A 17,860-nucleotide genomic window follows, 5' to 3' on the forward strand; every position below is an offset into this window, starting at 1 on the left:
GACGCCAGAATGGCGTCCGCTTTATCTTCCGGAAAGTGTCAGTTGCTGGCCCGGTTGTAAAGCCTGCGGATTATCGATGCCATTCCATTGGGCAAGATCACGAGGTGACACAGAGTAGAGCATGGCGATGCGCGTGAGGGTCTCGCCGCTCTCGACCACATGGGTGTCTGCCGGGTCTGCGCTGGCCACCTGAACATCGTTTATGTTGGTGAGGGCGCTGCGCAGGGTCGCTGCGCTTTCGGCAGGGACCAGAATTTGACGGGTGTGGCGAGGATTGACGTTGCGTGACTTCAGCCCAGGGTTCAGCTCGGCCAGCTCGCTGGTGGTCACGCCGGCGAGGGCGGCGGCCTTGCTGAGCGAGATGGGAGCTGTCACCGAGACCTTGGCGAAGGCCGCGGAGCCGCTGATGTCAGGTAACGTCACGCCGTAGCGCTCGGGGCTATCGATGATACGAGAAATCGCAATCAGCTTGGGAACGTAGGCCATCGTTTCGGCGGGAAGATTGAGGTCCCAGTAGTCTCCGGCCAGGCCTCTTGCCTGCGCGGCGCGGCGGGCATTGTTGACCGTACCAGCGCCAGCGTTGTAGGCAGCCAGAGACAGCATCAGATCGCCTTCGTACCACTGATCGGCCTGCATCTCGATGTAGTCCAGGGCGGCGCGAGTCGATGCCACGACGTCGTTGCGGCCATCCCAGGCACCGTTGCGCTTCAGCCCCAGCGCGTCGCCGGTACGCGGCATGATTTGCCACAGTCCAGCGGCGCCAAAGTGGCTGCGTGCCTTGGGATCAAAGGAGCTTTCCACGAACGGGATCAAGGCGATCTCGCCGGGGAGGCCGCGTGATTCCACTTGTTGGGTGATCCAGGCTAGCCAAGGACGGGCGCGTTCGGTGATCTCAGCAACGTTGTGGGGACTTTTCTGGTAGTAGTCGATCCACTCCTGCACACGCGCATTGACGGCCACATCGTTCCACTGAAAATCTCCGCGCAGGCTGGTCCATGCATCCTGCGGTTCCAGTTCCAGCGCGTCCCAGAAGTGGGTGGTCAAATGCTGGTGCGCCGCAGCGCCGCCCTGGGCGGCAGCAGTGCTGCCGGGGCCGCTGTTATAGGGCAGTGCTCCACCGGGTGGGAGCGGTGAGGCTTGCGAGGTATAGGCACCGGCCATCAACGAGCCAAGGAGCGCCAGACTACTGGCCGCACCAAGAAGTCGTCTACGGGTCGTGTGAAATGTCATGCGTAAGAGTTCTCCCGGTTCATGAAAGGGTTCACGAACCTGTCATGGGGCGATGTACATGGAACGCCTAGTTGATGGCGACCTTAGAAGTCATCCTTCCAGGCTCTCAACGTGGCAAAGGTGGCGTCCGTGCTGTCGGTCGACCCATGAGCTGATGCAGCGCGCTTGACATCCTCATCATCGCAACGAAGGAAAGGATTGATACGGCGCTCACGTTCCATCGTTGTTGGCAGCGTGGGTCGGTCCAGTTCACGTGCTTTCTGACAGTCGGTCAGGGCACGGGCAACCTCGGGGTTGCCTGGATTGGCCGCCTGCGCAAAGGCAAGGTTGGCCAGGGTGTATTCGTGGGCCGAGAATACCAGGGTTTCGGCTGGTAGCGTATTCAGCCGCTCGAGGGAGCGCAGCATCTGTTCGGGAGATCCTTCGAACAATCTGCCACAGCCACCGCTGAACAAGGTGTCTCCACAAAACAGTAGAGAGGGGATGCCAGCGGTGAAGAAAGCGATGTGGTCGAGGGTGTGCCCCGGAACCGCCATCACCTCGAACAGGCGCCCCATCACGCGTAGTTCATCACCATCACCGACGATCTCGGTAATGCCCTCGACCGTGGGAGCGTCCGAGTCTGACGCTCTGGGTCCGACCACGCGCGGTGAGTAGCGCTCGACCAGTTCGGCGATGCCGCCCGTATGGTCGTGGTGGTGATGGGTCACCAGGATGCATCCCAGCGTCAGGTTTTCCCGTTCAAGCAGCTGAATGACGGGCTCGGCGTCGCCTGGATCGACCACGCAGACCTCTTGACTCGAATCCTGGCGCAGTAGCCAGATATAGTTGTCGCTAAAGGCAGGAATCGGTGTCACGCTTAGCATGGTCGTCAGGTTCCTTCGAAAGCCGCAGAGTCGATAGCCACTGGATTTAATGCCGCAGGCGCACACGTCTAGTTAGCTTGCAGGCGCTCTGCTAGTGGCGACAGGCGGCAGCTGATGTCTTCAGTAAACTTCGCTTTTCGCCCTGCAAAATCAGACACTTTGGAGGCACGAGTCCACTATGTCAAATGCGTCGGAGCCGATGGAGCTCGCGCGCCTGATACGGCACGCTCGACGCTACTGGTCCAGTGACAGTGGTCAAGCTGTCCGCCGTTGCGAGAGGGCCTGTCTGGGTCCTCTGGCGGAGCGCTGGTGCGGCCAGCATGGCCTCGAGCTATCTCTAGCCGAACCTTTGGTCGACATGACCGCCGTGCGTCACTGGATACGATGGTCTCCGACCAGGGAGTTGGCGGAAAGTTCCAGCACGCTGGTATGCCTGCCCGAGCGCCTCCCGCTACCCGATGGGGCGGTTGATCTAGTAGTGCTCAATCATCTGCTTGAGGTCGTGGCCCATCCTCATCAATTGCTGCAGGAGGCCGTGCGTGTGTTGGCGCCGCAGGGCAGGCTGGTGCTGCTCGGGTGGTCTCCCTTGTCGGTGTCCGGGCTGATGAGGCTCAGCCCACGGCAGCGACGCCATCTGCCAGGTCAGGGCCACTGGCGAACACCGGGTACGCTCAGGGACTGGCTGGAGTTTGTCGATGTCGAGATCGACCGGTTAGACTACTGCCGCTTTCGTCTGCCGGGGTTGTCCGGGCGCAACACCATGCTGGAAACCCTGGGTCGGCGCTATAACCTGCCGATGGGCGACTGCTACATCATTCAGGCGCGCTGTCGCTCTCAGTTGGCGTGCACACAAGGACGGCGGCCGCTGTTTGGCCTGCAGGTCGGTGGTGCTCACCTGGGTACCACCTGTCTGGAGCCTAGCGTCCGACAACATCAGAAGCAGAAAAAAGGGTGAAATGCGTTGACCACACCGGACTCACTCCCTGTCGTCACTATTTATACGGACGGAGGGTGTCGAGGTAACCCAGGGCCAGGAGGGTGGGGCGCGCTGCTCGAGAGTGGCGACCATCGCAAGGAGCTCAAGGGCGCCGAGCATGACACCACCAATAATCGAATGGAGCTGACCGCCGCGATACGCGCCCTCGGCGTGTTGAAGCGGGAATGCCGAGTCGCGCTGTGGACAGACTCAGAATACCTGCGCAAGGGCATTACCGAGTGGATTCACGGGTGGATCAAGCGTGGCTGGAAGACAGCTGCCAAGCAACCGGTCAAGAATGCTGATCTCTGGCGCGAGCTCTACGCCCAAACCCAGCGTCATCAGATCGAGTGGCACTGGGTCAAGGGGCACAGCGGCCACCCAGGCAATGAAGCTGCCGACAGGCTGGTCAACGAAGCCATCGACGACTTGTTGAGCGGCGCCTGACCCCGCAGGCGCTGGCGTTACCACATTCAGGAAATCCCCATGCGACAGATAGTGCTGGATACTGAGACCACCGGTATCGAGACCCGCGATGGTCACCGAATGATTGAGATCGGTGCGGTGGAGATGATCAATCGTCGCCTCACCGGTAACACCTATCATCAGTACATCAATCCAGAACGTGATATCGATGCTGAAGCCATCGGGATTCACGGTATCACCAATGAGCGAGTCGCCAACGAGCCGGTCTTCGCCGACGTGGCAGCCGAGTTCTGGGACTTCATACGGGGGGCTGAACTGGTTATCCATAACGCACCCTTCGACGTGGGCTTCATCGATCATGAATTCTCGCTGCTGAAGGCGACTCGACCCGATCTCTATCCTGGTCCGGTCAGGCAGCATTGCGGCGTGCTGGATACCCTTACGATGGCGCGGGAGCTGCATCCCGGCCAACGCAACAGCCTGGATGCGCTGTGCAAGCGCTATGACATCGACAACGGTCACCGGGTGCTTCACGGCGCCTTGCTTGACGCTGAGATTCTGGCCGACGTCTATCTAGCAATGACGGGCGGCCAGACCGCGCTGACGCTGGATGCCGGGGATGACAAGGATCAGCAGGCGGCAGTTCCGGGTGAGTTGTCAGTGCGCCGCTTGTCACTGGATGCAGGGCGGCTGACGGTGATTCGTCCCGATGAGGATGAGCAGCAGGCGCACCTGGCGAAGCTCGACGCCGTGAGGTCCAAGGCGGGCCAGTGTCATTGGGATCACTTGGCACCGGAGTATGCTGGCCTAGGTCAGCCCAAGGAGGAGAGTCACTGATGCTACGTCGGGAGCTGCCGCAGGGAATAGCGCGCGGCCGAGTGATCAGGCTGTCGGAAGGACGCATCGCCCCTGGCGTCGACGATACGCCACTGGGGCTGATTCAGGACTGGGACGACCAGGTGCAACCCCTTTGCTGGTGGAACGACGACCCGATTGGACTGCGTCTGGAATCCGAGCCAGGGGATGACTGGATCGACGGCCGTGGATGGTTGGCTCAGTTACCCGAATCATGGTTCGCCCTCGTGTCGACCGCGCTTCAGGTGGGGGCCTGGATGGCCAACCACCGCTACTGCGGGCGCTGCGGCCAGGCCGCCACGCGGCTCGAGCACGAATTTGCGATGCACTGCTACCATTGCGGTCATCGCAACTATCCTCGTATTTCACCGTGTATCATTACCCTGGTGACCCATGGTGAGTCGCTGCTGCTGGCTCGCAGTCCCAGGTTTCCCCCTGGCCGATATTCCACTCTGGCGGGATTCATCGAGCCCGGCGAATCTGCCGAGCAGGCCGTGCATCGTGAAGTGCATGAAGAGGTCGGTATCTCGTTGGGACGGCTACGTTACATTCGCAGTCAGGCGTGGCCATTTCCGCATTCTTTGATGCTTGGCTATCTGGTGGAAGCCTCGACCCGAAGAATCCGGATTGATGGCCATGAAATTCAGGATGCCGCCTGGTTTACACCGCGCACACTACCCCAGCTTCCCCCTCTCTACTCGATTTCCCGCGAACTGATAGAGCTGCACCTGGCTGAGGTGCGCGACGGCCGGGGTGGTTAGGGCCTGAGCCACTTGGCGGATGAACTCATTGAGGGGTGAACGGCTTGAGAAATGAGTGGCTTGAGAAATGAACGGCTTTAGGGATGAGCTGTGTAAGCGCCTGTCAGTCCAGGTCGGCGTCGAAGAATGACAGTCGCGCGGAGCGGCCAGCAGCTTGTCTGCTGGCCGCGGGCTATCAGCTCGGGAACAGGTCGGTAAGCCGTGTCGCCAGCATGATGTTGCCGGTTGCCTTTAGTTTACCGGTCATGAAGGCCGTCATGCCGTTGATGTTGCCTTGCATGATTCCCTTGAGCGTCTCACTGCTCATGCTCAGGCTGACAGAAGGGTCGTCATGCTCGCCTTGCTGGATATCCAGCGCGCCATCATCGATGACCACGTAGTAGTCTTCGACATCGCTGAAATGGAACTGGAAGACTTCGTTCATGCCCTTGGCAGCATCCGGGTTGAAGCGAGAGCGCAGGGACTCGAGGGTGGTTGACATGTTGCATCCTGGGGTCTGGGAATCTGTACGGAAGCGTATTTCAAACGGATGTTTTAATCAAGGTCGAGATTGTCGTTGCCGAGCATGCTGGTGGTTGTAAAGCATGATTCTGTCTGTTCGGCCTCGTCTCACGTTATAAGTGTCGCAGGAGGATGTCATGGAAGAGTGGTTGGGTGAATTGGTGACGTTTTTTGTTCAGTTGCTGCTGGTCGCGCTGGTTGTCATGGGAGCGATTGCGCTTGGATCACGCGGCCAGAGGAGCGAAGGGCGAGAGCAGCTGCAGATTGTCGACTTGGGCCAGCGCCAGCGCCGGCTGCGGGCGAGGCTTGTTCAGGCCATGTCGCCCAAGCGCCGCCGGGGGCTCTGGCCCTTCAAGACGTCATCGGACGAGACGAAAGAGGCAGGCCAAGGTGACGATAGCAGGTCTACTGCCTGGGTCCTGGACTTTCACGGTAATCTCAAGGCCAGTGGGGTCGACCGCCTGGCCAGGGAGGTCTCACTGCTGATCGATACTGCCCGTGAGGGGGATGATGTCATCGTTCGTATCGAGAGCCCTGGCGGAGTCGTCCATGCCTACGGGCAAGCTGCTGCAGAGCTGGACAGGCTCAATGCTGCGGGTCTCAATACCACGGTATGTGTCGACAAGGTGGCCGCCAGTGGCGGGTATCTGATGGCCTGCAACGCCAAGCGCATTATCGTGGCACCTTTCGCCGTCATCGGTTCCATTGGTGTCGTGGCACAGGTTCCTAACGTCCATCGACTGTTGAAGCGCCATGATATCGACGTCGAGCTGTTTACCGCCGGTCGCTACAAAAGAACGGTGACGGTGTTAGGCGAAAATACCGATGAGGGACGAGACAAGCTTCAGCAGGATCTCGAGAATATTCACGAGAGGTTCAAGTCCTACGTAGCTGAGCGTCGTACCCATGTGGATATTGAAGCCGTATCCACTGGCGAGGTCTGGTATGGCGAGGAAGCCGTGGCGAAGGGGTTGGCAGATGAAGTGGCGACCAGCGAAGCCTATCTCGCTCAGGTGATGTCCAAACGGCGGGTCTTTAGCGTCAAGCTGTCGTCAGTGCCGACGCTAGCTCAGCGGCTAGGCTTTTCCTCTTCTGCTGTGGTGGACAAAGCCCTTGATAGAGTAGAAGAGCGCCTGGACGCATCTCGCTGGGAGCATCGTTAAAGGGTATTGCTGGAAGGAGACGAGTAACACCCGCCTGCACAAGGCTTGAGTTTTTCGCCACGCTCTGCGTGACAGCGTTGGTCCTCAAGCCTTGTAGCGATACTCAAGACGGTTGGCATCCTGCCTTTTGTCCGTCTCGATCTGACGGCCATCAATCGTCATTGGCGGCGTTCATCTTGACGATCGCGGCGATCATGATGCTCGCACTTTCACCATTGAGTGAGTAGTAGATGGTCTGAGAGGAGCGCCGCGTAGTGACCAGTTCCGCGCGCCTTAAAATGGCCAGATGTTGCGATAGGGCGGATTGGCTGAGGCTAAGTCGTTGATTAAGCTCCGTGACGGAGAGTTCGTGTCCTTCCAGCAGGCAGAGAATTCGTAACCGGTTGTCGTTGGCAATCGCCTTGAGCAGGCCGCTGGCCCTATCGACCACGGCGTCTCCTCCCTCAAGCAGACGACCGGCAACACGTTGTTGGCTGTTCATCAGCACTCTCCACTGCAATGGTGACTGATCATATCGACACCCGGCGCTGGCTTGCGGTCCAGCAGGTTCTGGACGGGTGGGGCGTTGCAAGAGGTTGCAGTGTTTCGCATAAATGTCTTGTCACCCTGATTAAGTGAGCGCGGATGATCAGCGTTGCCATCCCGCTCCCGCTTGGGGCTGCAACACAAGCCCATAGACGTTTTCGCTGTATGCCTGGGGTGCTCTGAACCTAGGTTGCTTCAGGCCTGAGTTGCTCCAGGCTTATGTCGCTCCAGGACGGCTCGCCTTTCAGTGCGTCAGTGATTAAGAAACTCCTCAATTATAGCGCATTGTAGGAGTAAACGCGTCTTAAACGCTTGTTTGTGACCGCTACAGCAGAATTAGCAAATCATTGTCTCGTTAAGTAACCATAGCCTTCGTGTTGTTACCGATGTTGACTAAAGAGAATCGATTCGCAACGGGCGCTAACAGACGCTGTCTCATCGTCGTGTGGTGGGGGCCCAGGCTGGCTGCCGCGTGGCATGCATGGCATGGCCATGGCGATGTGCGTATAATCCTTCACCCGGCATAAGAGCGCGCGGCAGGCACTTTTGGGGTGTTTGCGTCTCGGGTCTACCTCGGTTTCCCCGAGCAGGGCCTACGTTTGCTGCCTCTCAACACCCTCATGCGCGACGTCTGTCGTCATGACTCGATCACCAGGGTTCCCTCACCCCTTGCCAAAAAGGTTCGCTATGTTGACGCTTACGACCGATCAGCGCCGTCGATTGCTGGCACTTATGGTGGCTTTTCATATTGCCGTCATTGCCGCCAGCAACTACCTCGTGCAGTTGCCCTTCACGGTATTTGGCTTGCATACCACCTGGGGCGCCTTCAGTTTTCCCTTCATCTTTCTCGCCACGGACCTGACGGTAAGGCTGTTCGGTAAGGAGCCCGCTCGGGCGATCATCTTGCGGGTCATGCTGCCAGCCCTGGTGATCTCCTACCTGGTGTCGGTGATTTTTCCCAAGGGAAGCTACGTGGGCATGGCTGCCTTCGATGAGGTCAACCTCTTTGTCGCGCGTATTGCGCTTGCCAGTTTTATGGCATATCTGCTCGGCCAGCTGCTGGACGTGCAGGTGTTTGATCGCTTACGGCGCTTGGGCGCCTGGTGGGTAGCCCCAGCAGCTTCCACGCTGCTCGGTAATCTTGTCGATACGCTGGCGTTTTTCGCCATTGCCTTCCATGCGGGGCCTGATCCCTTCATGGCTTTGCACTGGCCGGAAATTGCGGCAGTGGACTACGCCATCAAGCTGGCCATCAGTCTGGCGTTCTTCCTGCCCCTTTACGGGGTGTTGCTCAAGACGCTGACTCAGCGCCTGGTCGTCGCCACGGGCAGTGCTGACCGCTGGCCGGAGCGCGCAGCAGATCGGCGTGGCTAGTGGTACGGCCAAGTCAGCCTTGCGGCGCTGGTGCGACGGGGTAAGCTTTGTGCTTACCCCATTTCTTTCCCCCATCGCGGGTGGGGGCTGATCCTAGAATTGCGCAAGAGAAGGAGTTGCAGACATGGCGGTTGCCCTTGAACTAGCTGACAGCGGTGGGCCGGGAGTGCCCCTGGTGATTGTGCATGGCCTGCTAGGTAGCGCCGACAACTGGCGCTCCCACGTCAAGCACTGGTCGCAACAGCGCCGTGTCATCGCGGTCGATCTTCGCAACCATGGGCGCTCTCCCCACGCAGACGGCATGAGTTACGAGGACATGGCAGAGGACCTGGCCGACGTTATCACGGGATCAGGGGCCGACAAGGTCCACCTGCTGGGGCATTCCATGGGTGGCAAGGTGGTCATGTCTCTTGCTCGCCTGTATCCGGATCTTGTCGCGTCCCTGATGGTGGCCGATATTGCGCCGGTAGCCTACGAGCACCGACATGACAGTGTGTTCGCGGCGCTACGTGCGGTGGAGGCGTCTGCCCCCAAGGACCGCCGAGAAGCTGATGAGCTGATGGCTGCGCATGTGGAGGACAAGCCAACCCGCATGTTCTTGGCGACCAACCTCGTTCGGGGGGAAGGCAATGTACTTTGCCTAAGGGTCAATCTGGATGCCATCGAGGGAAGTTACGAAGACATCATGGCCGAACCCGCCGGTCGGGGTCCCATTCGAGTGCCTTCCATCGTCATTCGCGGTAGTCGCTCGGACTATGTGGCTGACGCCAGGTTGGCGGCGGTTCGTGAAGTGCTGCCGGAGGCTTCGCTGGAAACCCTTGACGCCGGACATTGGCTGCATACCGAGAAGGCCAAGGAATTCCAGCAGTGCATCGATCGCTTTCTTGAACCATTAGCCTAGTCAGTCTAACAGCGACAGGTGCCGCGATAACGGCCAACGCCAGGCGGATAAAAGGCACTCGGTCATTTCGTGGCGCTTGCGGCCGGGCTTGGGGCTCGTGGCTTAAGGCTCTGGGCTCTGACCCAGGTTCAGCCTGGGTCGCGGCCAAGGCGAGACACTGGGGTTATCTCCTTCACTATGCCTTGGTCGTGCAGGTAGCGTTCCACGCGCCGATAGCGACCGTGATCCATGGCCGCCGGGCGGAGGCTGAGTCGGCGCCTGATGTCGGGCCACGCGGCGGCATTTGCTGCGCTGTCCATGGTCGGTTGCTGTTGCACCATGATGTCCCACGCCTCGGTGGGATGTTCGATGATCCAGCGAGTGGCTTCCTCAATCGAGTCAATGAATCTACGAATGGCATCCTGCTGTGACTGATAGTGTTCCTGGTTGGCCACCAGGATGAGCCCATCGTGAATTGGTATGCCCAAGGAGGCTGCCGACATGACTCGCGTCGCCACTCCCAGGTCACCCAATTCGCGTGGTAGCGAGATGCCGTGGCCGCCAACGACCGCATCAACCCAGTTTTCGCTCATGGCGCGAATGATGCTGAAATGCACGTCCTTCGCTTCCACATGTGACAGGTTCAATCCCTCCTGCTGCAGAATGGCTCTAAGCAGGACATCCTTGTCGGATTGCTGGGCGTAGCCGACCCGATGATCGATCAATGACAGCGCTGAGGCGGCGTTGATGTCGTCACGCACGACGAGCGCCGCGAGGGGAAGCTCCACCAGCGTAGCGACCCTCATGATCGGACGCCCGTCATCGACGGCGGCATGCAGGCTGAGTTGATCTGTCAGGGCAAGATCTGCCTGTGAGGCAGCGACCAGCTTGGCCGCCACGTCCGGATCTGCTGGCGTCTTGAGATGAACGTCAAGTCCGCGGCGCCGGAACAGTCCCTTGTGTTGCGCCACGAGCAGCGCGGCGTGCTGCGGACCCGGGGTCCATTCGAGAATGACGTTGAGAGTGGTCACGGGCGGGGGAGCGATGGGGTCTGCCGGCGCCGCGGTGATCGATGGCGCGATGGCCCGTGACGGCGTATCCACGCTTGGTCCTGTGGGCAGGCCTTCATAGGCTGCCGCGGGATCATGTCGCTCGGCACCGGACGCACTGTTGTTGGCGTGTTCGGCAGCGGGCGGGGTATCCGTGGGGTCGTCCTGAGCGCTGGCGGTGCTCTCGTCGGGCTGCCCTTGCTGCTGCGCTTCCTGCTCCCCAGCATCGTTGTCAGCCTGCGGCTGGATCGCCGTGGCGGCCTCGTTGCTGTCGACTGCGACGGCAGCATCGGTTGAGCCCTGCTCGTCTGCAGCCGGACAGGAAGCGCTAATAAAGCCCAGTGTCAAAGCGGTGGCCATGAGCCAGCCTAGACGATGGCGCCAGGACATTGACTTCGCCATCAAGTGTCTCCCGTGGATCAGGCGTTCGTACCAGCGGGCTAGTGTATACAACGGTAATTTCACCTACCAGCGGCATCCATCAACATCTTGATGGATCAGCGTTTGACCCGCATGAGATACTGTGGTCGAACTTTGCAAGGGACTCGCATGGACTCCATCAATAGCCTTTTTCTGTTATGTGGCACCTTGATCGCGTTGAGCGTGCTGGCGAGCCGACTCTCCGCGTTGGCCGGGGTGCCTCTTCTGGTGCTCTTTCTTGGGCTGGGCATGCTGGCGGGCGAGGATGGCCTGCTTGGCATCGACTTTGACAACTATTCCCTAGCCTTCGTCATTGGTCATCTGGCGCTGGCGATGATTCTTCTCGATGGCGGTCTTCGCACCCGGCTGAAGACCTTTCGAGTGGGCTTCCGGCCGGCCTTGGGATTGGCCACCGCAGGCGTGTTCATCACCAGCGGTCTGGTGGGGCTGTTGGCGATGTGGGTGTTCGACCTGTCGCTGCTGCAGGGGCTTCTTGTCGGAGCCATCGTCGGGTCGACGGACGCTGCTGCGGTGTTTTCCATGCTCAGCGGGCGTGGCCTGAATCTCAATGAGCGTGTGGGTGCAACCCTTGAGATCGAGTCCGGCACCAACGATCCCATGGCGATCTTTCTGACACTGGTGTTGATCGAAGCGCTGGTGGGGGACCTGGGTGGACCGCTGGACATGCTGCTGTTCTTTATTCAGCAGTTCGCCGTCGCCATTGCACTGGGTCTCGGCGCGGGCTGGCTGATCGGCAAGTTGCTGCGCTACCTTGACCTGGCTCCTGGCCTCTACTCGCTGCTGGCCCTGGCCCTGGGATTCTGTGTCTTCGGCCTGACCAGTGCTCTTGGAGGAAGCGGCTTCCTGGCTATCTATCTGGCGGGCCTGATGATCGGTAATCAGCCCGGTCGTCATCTCAACTTCATCTTGCCGGTACACGACGGGCTGGCATGGTTGAGTCAGATAGGCCTGTTTCTGGTGCTGGGGCTTCTGGTTACGCCGTCGGCGCTGTTCGACGTCCTGTTACCCGCATCGGTAGTGGCGCTGGCGTTGATCTTCGTGGCGCGGCCATTGGCGGTGATTCTCACGCTCAAGCCGTTCTTTCATTTTCGCTGGCGTGAGGTCGGCTTTATCTCCTGGGTGGGGTTGCGCGGCGCGGTGCCTATCGTGCTGGCCATCTTTCCCGTCATTGGCGGCGTCGAGCGGGCGGACCTTTACTTCAATGTGGCCTTTGCGGTGGTATTGCTATCGCTGTTGATTCAGGGCGGGACCTTGCCGTGGATGGCCAAGCGGATGAAGGTCATGGTGCCTGACAGCGCAACGCCCAATCATCGCGGCCCGCTTGGCATCTTGCCGGAAAACGACTTCGAGATGTTTGTCTACAAGGTCGAGAACTCTGATCTTGAAGACATCCCGATTCGCTTGCTGCGCTTTCCCTCGGGCTCATTGATTTCGGCGCTGTTTCGTCAGCATGTGATGTTGCATCCCAAAGGCAGTACCCAGCTGCGCATGGACGACATCATCTGTGTCATCGGCAAGAGCGATGACCTGCCTGCGCTGAATCGTCTGTTCAATGGCGACGCGAAGCATCGCCAGCAGCGAGCCTTCTTCGGGACCTTTACGCTGGATGCTGAGGCGCGCATGGGTGACGTGGCCGACGCTTACGGATTGACCCTGAGTCCTGGCGAAGCGTCGTTGACGCTAGGGGAGTTTCTGGGGCTGCGGTTGGGCGGTCATCCTGTCGTGGGCGATGACGTCGACTGGCACGGTATCCAGTGGGTGGTCAGTGATATGGAGGGAAACCATATCACCAAGGTGGGGCTGCGCCTGTACTAGGGCTTGTACGGAAAGTGCCTGCGCTTGGTGATACGGCGTTAAAACATCGGTCTAAATGCTCATTTACACCTCGTAAACTGCGCTTTCTCACCGATGTTTGCCTTGTTTCACCTTCGCTCGTCGACTTGTCGGACAAAACCTGGCGAATAGCCTGCCGCTGGATGGTGAGCAGGCGTCCGAATCATGTTGTCAGAGCCTTGGAGCAATGGGGCGTCGTCCCTGGGAGGCGTGTGGAGAGATGGTCATGCTCAGACGACTATTGCCGTTGTTGCTGCTGGTGGTGCTGAGCGGCTGCGACGAAACGCCGGCTGGTCGCAGCCAGCTGGCTCTTGTGCCGGGTTTCGTCATGAGCGATATGGGCAGGCAGGCCTTTGATCAGCTTCGCCATGAGCTTCCTCTGGATCAGGACGTGTCGCGCAAGGCGCTGGTCCAGTGCATCAGCGCAGCCCTCATCAAGTCAGCTCGCCTGGAATATCCAGAGGTGGAGACACCCGAGGACTGGCAGGTGGTGATCTTCGACTCCCCTTCACCCAATGCGTTTGCCTTGCCGGGTGGGCGTATTGGGGTCAACACGGGTTTGTTTGAAGTCGCGCAGTCCCCGGACCAGCTGGCCGCCGTCATTGCACATGAAATCGCCCACGTGCTGGCTAAGCATGGTAACGAGCGGTTGACTCAGCAGCTAGGCATCAAGGCGGTGCTGTTGGTGGTGGGTCTGATCAGCGAGGGCGATGTCGGCCAGGAGCCGCTGATGGAAGCTCTGGGGATCGGCAGTCAGCTAGGCATTGCGCTGCCTTTCAGCCGGGTGCATGAGTCAGAAGCAGACCTGATGGGGCTTGCGATCATGGCACGCGCTGGGTTTGATCCTGGCGCCAGCATCACCTTGTGGCGCAATATGGCGGCGCTTGGCGGCAGTCAACCGCCTGAGATCCTGTCCACGCATCCCGGCCATCAGTCCCGCATCAGTGGGCTAAGAGAGCATATGGCTGCTGCCAAGAGACAGTATCAAGAGGCGGTAGAATCTCGGTGTTCTGCTCGGCCGCTATAGTGCCACCTCTATATCCTTTCTCTTTGCCTGACAGCTCTGGCATGGGCCCCACGTTGTCTGGCGGGTCTCGTTGCCTGTAGCGATCCTGGGCTGGTCGGCGGTGGCCATACCGCGCCAATAGGACGCTCTTTACGCTTTATCGTCAGGGGGGGTGGGTAGCCTGTCCTCGAAGGCAAGGGCGGCCGCTGCCGACCGCGCCGCGTCCTGGCTGTCATGGCGTGAGATAACCTGGCGTGTCGCTCCTGGTGATGAGTCGGAGAAGGCGACGACGGCCCACCGGGTACGTTTGAGCGCCTTGGTCTGGTAGCTCTCGACGCGAAAGTGCTTCATGGGAAACTCTGCTCTTTTTGCGAAGGCGCGCAGTCTACGTGCTGTAAGCCATCAGCATGGTCAAAAGTTTACTGAGCCTTCAACGATGATGTCACGCGCCGTATGCTGAGTAATGATTAGGGTATTCATTAAGCGATATCTTATTGAGCAATAAGAGTATGACGGAACGAAAAGGTTCAGTCCGTCCGCATCATTTGCCCCCAGGGGGCGCGGCGCTTCAGCAGTCGGACCGCTCATCCCCTGGCATCTGCTAATGCCTAGTCTGCTAATGATATCACGTCAGTGCGGTTGCCAGGCGCAGCGCTTGGGAGCGCTATAGGCAGCTGCTGCTCAAACGGCGGGCGTCAACCTGAGTGCCGGCGCAATGGTCGAAGATGAGGGCAGAGACAGGTGAGGGCAGAGACACCGACAAGAAACAACAACAATAAGCAAAGTGGGAAGGGATAAGAGAGAAGAGAGAAGGAATAAGCGGCTAGAGACAGAAGACAAGCGCGGGGCACCGCTGAATGCTAGGCGGGTTGGTTCGAGCTTCATCGGTATGGTGAGAGAGGGGCTGATCGTGCTGACGATCCAGGTGGATTTACCATCACGAAAACGCCGAATCTGCAGGACAGATTCGGCGTTTGGCAATTCGAGGTGGCGGAGGGACAGGGATTCGAACCCTGGAAGGGCGTTAACCCTTGCCGGTTTTCAAGACCGGTGCATTCAACCGCTCTGCCATCCCTCCGGCTCACGGCGATGTACTTTACCAGCTTTTCTTCTCACGTCAACAGTTGTGTGCGATCAATGTGTTACGGCTTACCCGAGGAGCCCTCGTCAGCCAGGTCATTAATCTTTAGCCCAGGCGATTGGCAAGGGGGAAACTGCGCAAGAAATGTGCAGCTAAGCAATTTTTTGTCGCCAATAGGAAACGCTGTTCGAGCCAAGTGTGGCGGGGATGCAGCGCCATTCAGGTGAATTCCCTTCGTTGAAACCGCGCAGGTGGACGTCTTGCGCCGGGAACCTCCCATGGGCATGCTGTGTCGAATGCATGTCCACAAACAGGGAGCTACGGATACATGGCTTATCAAGAGTCACAGGTGAGTCGTCAGACCCAGACGCAGGTAGCTGCGACCAATAAGGTCTTGCGCAATACCTACGGCTTGCTGGCGATGACACTGCTGTTCTCTGCGGTGACAGCGGGGGCGGCAGTGGCCCTCGGCGTTCAGCAGATGAACATTCTGGTGTTCTTCATTGGCGCATACGGCCTGATGTTCCTGGTTCACAAGACCGCTAACTCCGCCATGGGGCTATTGGCGACGTTCGCCTTCACCGGCTTCATGGGCTTCACCCTTGGTCCTATTCTCAGCGCCTACCTGACGCTGTCGAATGGCCCTGAACTGATCATGACCGCGCTGGGCATGACCGGTTTGACCTTCTTCGGTCTGTCGGCGGTCGCGCTGATCACCCGCAAGGACTTCAGCTTCCTGGCCAACTTCATGATGGCGGGTGCCATCGTACTGATTCTGGCCATGGTTGCCGCGCTGATCTTCAACATTCCTTCGCTGTCCCTGATGGTCTCTGCGGGCTTTGTCCTGTTCTCCTCGGCAGCGATCCTGTATCAAACCAGCGAGATCGTTCATCGGGCCGGTGAAACCAACTATATCCTCGCTACCATCACCCTGTACGTCTCGATCTACAACCTGTTCATCAGCCTGCTGTCACTGCTGGGCGTTGTCAGCCAGGATTGATCCAGACGGGACGGAATGGCACAAGTATCGTAGAATGGTGGCCCTGCTCATGCGGGGCCATTTTTTTGTGCTGGCTGCGTGTCGCCATAGACCCGATGCCAGTGGTTGATGACGCTGTCCAGGGGTAGAGACATATGCGCTACGCCATCCTGTTGCTGGGTGCGCCTTACAGCTCTCAGGCAGCCCATAGTGCACTGCGTTTCGCCCAGGCGGTGATAGCGCGTGGTCACCGCCTGGAAGCCGTGTTCTTCTACGCTGATGGCGTTCACAATGCGGCGAGCCTGGCGACCCCGCCCCAGGACGAGCCGCAGATTGTCGATGGCTGGGTAGATCTTCAGCGTGACCATGAGGTCAGGCTCGAGGTGTGCATTGCGGCGGCTCTTCGACGCGGCATCATCGATGCCGCTGAGGCGGCGCGACATGGCAAGGACGGGCACAGCCTTGCGCCACCTTTCACGCTCACCGGACTGGGGCAGCTGATCGACCTTGGTGTTGACTGTGACCGTCTGATCACCTTCGGCGCATGACGCGACCGGAGTCACGGCCAGGGACAAACCCGGAGGAGTGGGTATGACGGTAACGACGTCAGTCGACGAGGGGGCAGCGGGAGAACTGCTGGTGATTCTTCGCCATGGTCCTCATTCAGGTATCGCGCTGAAGGAAGGGCTTGATGCTGCTCTGGTGGCTGCCGCCTTTGGGCGCCGTGTATCGCTTCTGTTCATGGGCAGTGGCGTGGCCGCCTTGATGCCAGGTCAGGGCAAAGGCCCGCTGGACCAGAAGGGAACTCTGCCGACGCTGGATATGCTCGAGATGTATGACATCGATCGGTGCTATGCCGACAGTGCCAGTCTGGAAGCCCTCGACATGTCGGCAGACGCGCTGGTCATCGACGTCACCGCTGTCGACAGTGGCGGTGTCGCTCAGTTGATGGCATGCCATTCGCTGGTAATGACGTTCTGAGGCCTGCGAGGCGTTCACTGTCTATGGACGACGGAAGCGATCCTGCTGGTTGAGTCACGGCTCATCTATTGCACCCATCGACTTCACCCATCTATTGCACCATTGCCATTTGTCGCCCGTGTGGAGCAAGAATGATTCTGCATACCCTCAATCGCTCGCCGCTAGATTCGTCAGTCTACATTCAGGCGTTGGCCGCCATGACCGAGGCAGATTGCCTGTTGCTCATAGAGGATGGTGTCCTGGGGAGCCTGCCAGCCCAGGCTGGGCGCTGGCCTCAGCTCACTGGCAGAGTGTTCGCGCTGCAAGAGGATCTGGCGTCGCGAGGTCTCGTTGATGCCTGTTCCGATAGCATCACCGTCATTGATGTCCAGGAGTTTGTCGCCTTGACGGAGCAGGCCACCAAGGTGGTGAGCTGGTACTGAGTCAGTAAGTCTGGTGATAGCCAGCTGCCATCCCCGGGGATTCGCGGGGTTTATGCTCGCTGTCAGTGCCCCCACCTATTGTTATCTAGCGCCATACAGGCATGGCATTCAGTATTCACCGTCATCAGCGTCGTCCAGCAGGAGAGCGTCATCATGGCAACGACACAGACCGCTGAGGAGCTCAACCTTGGCACGGGCACCATCGGACTCGATCCCGAGGGCTACCTTGTCGATCTTAACGACTGGACCCCTGAAGTCGCCGAGGCGCTGGCAGGGCGGGAGGGCCTGGTGCTTACCGAGGAGCATTGGGAGATCCTCCACGTGCTGCGCGAGTTCTACGGACGCTACGAGCAGTCGCCAGCCATGCGCCCGCTGGTAAAGGCGGTGGGCAAGGCCCTTGGCCAGGACAAGGCTAGCTCGATCTATCTCATGCGGTTATTTCCGGGCAGTCCGCCGAAGCTAGGTGCCCGCCTTGCTGGATTGCCTAAACCGACCAATTGCCTCTAGGCTC

At 59.4% G+C, this 17,860-nt stretch carries 20 protein-coding genes and 1 tRNA gene; 14 read left to right on the forward strand and 7 right to left on the reverse strand.

Annotation, left to right across the window (positions count from 1 at the left end):
* Positions 1-21 precede the first annotated feature (21 nt).
* Together KUV45_RS05950 and gloB are read right to left on the reverse strand one after the other, a co-directional pair.
* Positions 22-1,230 carry a transglycosylase SLT domain-containing protein gene (locus KUV45_RS05950; protein ID WP_222163778.1) on the reverse strand — a complete coding sequence of 403 codons (1,209 nt, stop codon included), beginning with the start codon at positions 1,228-1,230 and terminating at the stop codon, positions 22-24.
* Positions 1,231-1,313: 83 nt separating this feature from the next.
* Positions 1,314-2,096 carry a hydroxyacylglutathione hydrolase gene (gloB, locus tag KUV45_RS05955; RefSeq protein ID WP_206938963.1) on the reverse strand — a complete coding sequence of 261 codons (783 nt, stop codon included), beginning with the start codon at positions 2,094-2,096 and terminating at the stop codon, positions 1,314-1,316.
* Positions 2,097-2,274: 178 nt separating this feature from the next.
* Between gloB and KUV45_RS05960 the strand changes: the two genes are divergently transcribed.
* The 4 genes from KUV45_RS05960 to nudC are packed head-to-tail and all read left to right on the forward strand — an operon-like array spanning position 2,275 to position 5,114.
* On the forward strand, positions 2,275-3,051 hold the full coding sequence (locus KUV45_RS05960) for a class I SAM-dependent methyltransferase (RefSeq protein WP_224852104.1): 777 nt from the start codon (positions 2,275-2,277) through the stop codon (positions 3,049-3,051).
* A 6-nt stretch (positions 3,052-3,057) separates the two neighbouring features.
* Positions 3,058-3,519: a ribonuclease HI gene (rnhA, locus tag KUV45_RS05965; RefSeq protein ID WP_206938954.1), complete on the forward strand. Its 462-nt coding sequence runs from the start codon at positions 3,058-3,060 to the stop codon at positions 3,517-3,519.
* 39 nt (positions 3,520-3,558) lie between these two features.
* Complete coding sequence (gene dnaQ / locus KUV45_RS05970; protein ID WP_206938950.1) at positions 3,559-4,335, forward strand: DNA polymerase III subunit epsilon; 777 nt, start codon at positions 3,559-3,561, stop codon at positions 4,333-4,335.
* Positions 4,335-5,114 carry an NAD(+) diphosphatase gene (nudC, locus tag KUV45_RS05975; protein WP_222163779.1) on the forward strand — a complete coding sequence of 260 codons (780 nt, stop codon included), beginning with the start codon at positions 4,335-4,337 and terminating at the stop codon, positions 5,112-5,114. Before dnaQ ends, nudC begins: the two co-directional genes overlap by 1 nt.
* Positions 5,115-5,289: 175 nt before the next feature.
* Here nudC and KUV45_RS05980 read toward each other — a convergent pair whose 3' ends face one another.
* On the reverse strand, positions 5,290-5,595 hold the full coding sequence (locus KUV45_RS05980; RefSeq protein WP_222163780.1) for an SCP2 sterol-binding domain-containing protein: 306 nt from the start codon (positions 5,593-5,595) through the stop codon (positions 5,290-5,292).
* A gap of 157 nt (positions 5,596-5,752) precedes the next feature.
* Here KUV45_RS05980 and sohB point away from each other — a divergent pair, with 157 nt between their 5' ends.
* On the forward strand, positions 5,753-6,778 hold the full coding sequence (gene sohB, locus KUV45_RS05985; protein WP_222163781.1) for a protease SohB: 1,026 nt from the start codon (positions 5,753-5,755) through the stop codon (positions 6,776-6,778).
* 151 nt (positions 6,779-6,929) lie between these two features.
* On the opposite strand, the gene KUV45_RS05990 is transcribed toward sohB, so the two are convergent.
* A complete protein-coding gene (locus tag KUV45_RS05990; RefSeq protein ID WP_206938942.1) occupies positions 6,930-7,259 on the reverse strand; it encodes a metalloregulator ArsR/SmtB family transcription factor in 330 nt (109 codons plus the stop codon).
* Between the two features lie 731 nt (positions 7,260-7,990).
* On the opposite strand from KUV45_RS05990, the gene KUV45_RS05995 reads away from it, so the two are divergent.
* On the forward strand, positions 7,991-8,677 hold the full coding sequence (locus KUV45_RS05995) for a 7-cyano-7-deazaguanine/7-aminomethyl-7-deazaguanine transporter (RefSeq protein WP_206938933.1): 687 nt from the start codon (positions 7,991-7,993) through the stop codon (positions 8,675-8,677).
* Positions 8,678-8,801: 124 nt separating this feature from the next.
* Complete coding sequence (locus tag KUV45_RS06000) at positions 8,802-9,578, forward strand: alpha/beta fold hydrolase (protein WP_222163782.1); 777 nt, start codon at positions 8,802-8,804, stop codon at positions 9,576-9,578.
* Between the two features lie 128 nt (positions 9,579-9,706).
* Here KUV45_RS06000 and KUV45_RS06005 read toward each other — a convergent pair whose 3' ends face one another.
* On the reverse strand, positions 9,707-11,008 hold the full coding sequence (locus KUV45_RS06005; protein ID WP_222163783.1) for an ABC transporter substrate-binding protein: 1,302 nt from the start codon (positions 11,006-11,008) through the stop codon (positions 9,707-9,709).
* 147 nt (positions 11,009-11,155) lie between these two features.
* Between KUV45_RS06005 and KUV45_RS06010 the strand changes: the two genes are divergently transcribed.
* Positions 11,156-12,862: a potassium/proton antiporter gene (locus tag KUV45_RS06010; protein WP_222163784.1), complete on the forward strand. Its 1,707-nt coding sequence runs from the start codon at positions 11,156-11,158 to the stop codon at positions 12,860-12,862.
* A gap of 244 nt (positions 12,863-13,106) precedes the next feature.
* Positions 13,107-13,907 (forward strand): M48 family metallopeptidase, encoded by an 801-nt coding sequence (locus KUV45_RS06015; RefSeq protein ID WP_222163785.1) that lies wholly within the window; start codon positions 13,107-13,109, stop codon positions 13,905-13,907.
* Between the two features lie 129 nt (positions 13,908-14,036).
* Here the strand turns inward: KUV45_RS06015 and KUV45_RS06020 are convergent, their stop codons facing one another.
* Together KUV45_RS06020 and KUV45_RS06025 are read right to left on the reverse strand one after the other, a co-directional pair.
* Positions 14,037-14,237 (reverse strand): hypothetical protein, encoded by a 201-nt coding sequence (locus KUV45_RS06020; RefSeq protein ID WP_222163786.1) that lies wholly within the window; start codon positions 14,235-14,237, stop codon positions 14,037-14,039.
* A gap of 637 nt (positions 14,238-14,874) precedes the next feature.
* A tRNA-Ser gene (locus tag KUV45_RS06025) sits at positions 14,875-14,964 on the reverse strand.
* A 331-nt stretch (positions 14,965-15,295) separates the two neighbouring features.
* On the opposite strand from KUV45_RS06025, the gene KUV45_RS06030 reads away from it, so the two are divergent.
* The 5 genes from KUV45_RS06030 (at position 15,296) to KUV45_RS06050 (ending at position 17,856) form a co-directional block, all read left to right on the forward strand.
* The gene (locus tag KUV45_RS06030; RefSeq protein WP_206938901.1) at positions 15,296-15,967 is read left to right on the forward strand and encodes a Bax inhibitor-1/YccA family protein; all 672 of its coding nucleotides are present in this window, start codon (positions 15,296-15,298) and stop codon (positions 15,965-15,967) included.
* Positions 15,968-16,101: 134 nt separating this feature from the next.
* Positions 16,102-16,494 (forward strand): sulfurtransferase complex subunit TusD, encoded by a 393-nt coding sequence (gene tusD, locus KUV45_RS06035; RefSeq protein WP_222163787.1) that lies wholly within the window; start codon positions 16,102-16,104, stop codon positions 16,492-16,494.
* Positions 16,495-16,537: 43 nt separating this feature from the next.
* Positions 16,538-16,927: a DsrE family protein gene (locus KUV45_RS06040; protein WP_206938897.1), complete on the forward strand. Its 390-nt coding sequence runs from the start codon at positions 16,538-16,540 to the stop codon at positions 16,925-16,927.
* Between the two features lie 131 nt (positions 16,928-17,058).
* On the forward strand, positions 17,059-17,349 hold the full coding sequence (tusB, locus tag KUV45_RS06045; RefSeq protein ID WP_222163788.1) for a sulfurtransferase complex subunit TusB: 291 nt from the start codon (positions 17,059-17,061) through the stop codon (positions 17,347-17,349).
* A gap of 153 nt (positions 17,350-17,502) precedes the next feature.
* On the forward strand, positions 17,503-17,856 hold the full coding sequence (locus KUV45_RS06050; protein WP_206938885.1) for a TusE/DsrC/DsvC family sulfur relay protein: 354 nt from the start codon (positions 17,503-17,505) through the stop codon (positions 17,854-17,856).
* Positions 17,857-17,860: the final 4 nt, after the last annotated feature.

The organism is Halomonas sp. DP3Y7-2 (genome assembly GCF_019800795.1).
GTDB classification, from domain to species: domain Bacteria; phylum Pseudomonadota; class Gammaproteobacteria; order Pseudomonadales; family Halomonadaceae; genus Halomonas; species Halomonas litopenaei_A.